Source organism: Micromonospora sp. ATA51, from assembly GCF_016802855.1.
Classification (GTDB): Bacteria; Actinomycetota; Actinomycetes; order Mycobacteriales; family Micromonosporaceae; genus Micromonospora; species Micromonospora sicca.
Window position 1 is genome coordinate 1 of record NZ_JAEVHJ010000501.1, and the last position, 3,077, is coordinate 3,077.

A 3,077-nucleotide genomic window follows, 5' to 3' on the forward strand; every position below is an offset into this window, starting at 1 on the left:
ACACCGCGCTTCTCCCGCTCCAGCAAGCCGGCCTCGGTGAGGATACGCAGGTGGTGACTGACCGTCGGCTGCGAGAGGCCGAGCGGCGCGGTCAGGTCACAGACGCACGCCTCGCCCTCGGGGGCCGACTGGATCAGGCTGAGCAGCCGCAGCCGAGCGGGATCGGCGAGGGCCTTGAGGACCCCCGCGAGACGCTCGGCATCGGCACGTTCGATCGGCTCGCCGGCAAGCGGCGAGATCTGAGGCATGGTCATTTCAGCCAACGCAGTTCCCACGTATTCCATCCTTCCACCAGCAGCATCGATCCGCCTGCATATCAGCAGATCCGAATCGGCAAACTTTTACGCCACAAGGCCGAGGTCAGCCAACGTATAGGCCGCCCGATAAGGCAGTCCGGCGGCTCGCACCGCGTCTCCGGCACCTCGATCAACAATAACCGCCACGCCCACCACTTCGGCCCCCGCCTCGCGCAACGCCTCGACGGCGGTCAACACACTGCCACCCGTCGTCGAGGTGTCCTCCACCGCCAGGACCCGACGACCCGCGACCTCCGGCCCCTCGATCCGGCGTTGCAGACCATGCGCCTTGCCCGCCTTGCGGACCACGAACGCGTCCAGCGGGCGGTCGGTCGCGGCGGCCGCGTGCAGCATCGAGAGGGCCACCGGATCGGCCCCCAGGGTCAGCCCGCCGACCGCGTCGTACTCCCAGTCGGCGGTCAGGTCGCACAGCACCCGGCCGACCAACGGCGCCGCGCGGTGATGGAGCGTGACGCGACGCAGATCGACGTACCAGTCCGCCTCGCGACCCGAGGAGAGCACCACCCGTCCATGGACCACAGCCAGGTCGGTAATGAATTTACGCAGGTCGTCGTGGTGCCCCATGGCGATAGAGGGTACTGCGCAAGTCTGGGAGCCGTGTGCGGGGTCCACCCAGGTCAACCCAGCGGGCGACCGAAGGGTGGCGATGTCCGGCTACTCTGCGCGACCGTCCATCCGGGCCGGCGCCGCCAGGTCCCGCCAGCGGTGGCGTCGGCGGCCGGCCGGCGGTCAGCCGCGGTTCGGGTCCACCCGGCCCCGGGTGTCCCGGGAGACTCCACGCAGCAACCGCCGCGGCGCGTGCCGCAGGCCCGCCACCGCCAGCTTGTACTTCCACGTCGGAACGCTGACCGGCTTTCCTTTCCCCAGGTCACGCAGCCCTTCGGCGACCACGTCGTCCGGCTTGAGCCACAACCAGCGCGGGGTCCCGGACATGTCGATGCCGGCCCGCTCGTGATAGCCGGTGCGGGTGTAGCCGGGGCAGAGCGCCATCACCCGTACGCCGAGCGGGGCCACCGACCGACCGATCGATTCACTGAAATTCGTCACCCACGCCTTGCTGGCCGAGTACGTCGAACCCGGCATGACCACCCCGAAACCCGCAACCGAAGAGACATTTATCACTGTCCCTCGCCCCCGTTCGATCATCGGAGCGAGGACGGCGTGGGTCAGCCGCAGCACCGCCAGCACGTTGAGCCGCAGCAGCCGGGCCTCGTCCTCGACGGTCGACCGGACGAAGGGCGTGTTGAGACTGATCCCGGCGTTGTTGACCAGCAGCTCGATCGGCGGGTCGGCGGTGAGCCGGCGTTCCACCGCCGCGCAGCCGTCGTCGGTGGACAGATCGGCGGAGATCGTCTCGACGTCCCGCCCGTACCGGCCGGTCAGCTCGGCGGCCGTGGCGTCCAGCCGCCCGGCGTCCCGGGCCACCAGGACCAGGTCCCAGCCGTCGGCGGCGAGCCGGTGCGCGAAGGCGGCCCCGATGCCGGCGCTGGCGCCGGTGATCAGGGCACGTCCCGGGGTGGATGGTTCGGTGGTCATGGGCGGTCCTCGGGGGGCGGGGTCGGGCCGGCCGGCTCGGGTCCGACCGGAGGGGGTGACGGGGTCGGGCCGGCCGGCGCAGACCCGGGCAGCGGGAGCGGCGGCGTGTCCGGCGCGGGAGGCGGGACGGGCTGACCGTGGGTGGGCGCGGCCGACGGCGGGCCGTAGGTGGGCGTCGGCGGGTGGGTCGGCGGTGGCCGGCCGGTGACCAGGAGGCGGGTGGGCCCGACGGCGGCGCGTAGCCGGGCGGGGCCGGCGGCGCGGAAAGCGGGCCGTACCCGGTCGGGGGCGGGTAGCTCGACGGGGCCGGGGGCGTCGGGCCGTACGGTGGCCTGGGGCCGGCCGGGGTCGGCCGGCGGCGCAGGAAGGCGTTCGCGGCGGGCAGGGTCAGCAGCGCGGCGACCACCAGGTAGCCGAGGACCTGCGCCACGGACAGGGCCGCGTTCACCGGGATCCACCACCCGGGATAGGCGCCGCCGAGCTGGGCGAGCAGGTCCGCGGTGACCTGGTGGCCGGCGCCCAACCGCAGCGGCGCGGCCCGCTGGCCGACCAGTACGGCCAAGCCGCAGCAGCCGCAGAGCAGGCCCAGCCCGCAGACCACCCAGGTGCCCACCCGGGCGCCCGGGCGACCGGCGAGCAGGCCGAGGGCGAGGCCGACCAGCACCAGGCCGACCAACACGCCGACCACGGCCGACAGCACGGTGGAGGCGCGCAGCAGCGACACCACGGCGTCGATCTCGCCGGCCCCGGCACCGGTCGCGATCGCCACCGACCGGAAGCGGTCGACGGTGCCACTCAGGACGAGCAGGCCCGCGACCGCGTACACCGCGGCGCCGACGGCCATCAGCAGCAGCACCGCCGCCGCCGCGACCACCGCCGCCGGACGACGGGGCGGCGCCTGATCGGGGTACGACACGACAGATCCCTCCGGTAGGCGTCGGCTTGCAACCGGCGGGTTCAGCTGGTGGAAGCATTCGCCTCGACGAGTTCGGTGAATATCTCGGAGGGCTTCTTCCAACCGTGGATCTTACGCGGTCGGTTGTTGATCTCGGAAGCGACCATCGCGAGGTATTTCGGGTCGGAGGTGATCGGGACGCCCTTGGGGAAGTACTCGCGCAGGATCCGGTTGGCGTTCTCGTTGCTGCCACGTTGCCAGGGTGAGTGCGGGCGGGCGAAGTAGACCGGCAGTCCGGCGGCGGTGATCCGGGCGTGTCCGGCCATCTC

Annotated in this window: 4 protein-coding genes and 1 pseudogene; all 5 read right to left on the bottom strand. The window is 72.4% G+C overall.

Going from position 1 to position 3,077, the window contains the following annotated elements; translation table 11 throughout:
- A partial coding sequence (locus JNW87_RS36690; protein WP_238455300.1) for a metalloregulator ArsR/SmtB family transcription factor occupies nucleotides 1–284 on the bottom strand: 284 nt, incomplete at its 3' end.
- Nucleotides 285–341: 57 nt separating this feature from the next.
- Nucleotides 342–881, bottom strand: a complete 540-nt coding sequence (pyrE, locus tag JNW87_RS36695) for an orotate phosphoribosyltransferase (protein ID WP_109801087.1) — start codon at nucleotides 879–881, stop codon at nucleotides 342–344.
- A gap of 165 nt (nucleotides 882–1,046) precedes the next feature.
- Nucleotides 1,047–1,853 carry an SDR family oxidoreductase gene (locus tag JNW87_RS36700; protein ID WP_238455301.1) on the bottom strand — a complete coding sequence of 269 codons (807 nt, stop codon included), beginning with the start codon at nucleotides 1,851–1,853 and terminating at the stop codon, nucleotides 1,047–1,049.
- 283 nt (nucleotides 1,854–2,136) lie between these two features.
- Nucleotides 2,137–2,769, bottom strand: a pseudogene (locus tag JNW87_RS36705) (hypothetical protein); the annotation flags it as partial.
- A gap of 41 nt (nucleotides 2,770–2,810) precedes the next feature.
- On the bottom strand, nucleotides 2,811–3,077 hold a 267-nt coding region (locus tag JNW87_RS36710; protein WP_375373489.1), incomplete at its 5' end, for a transposase.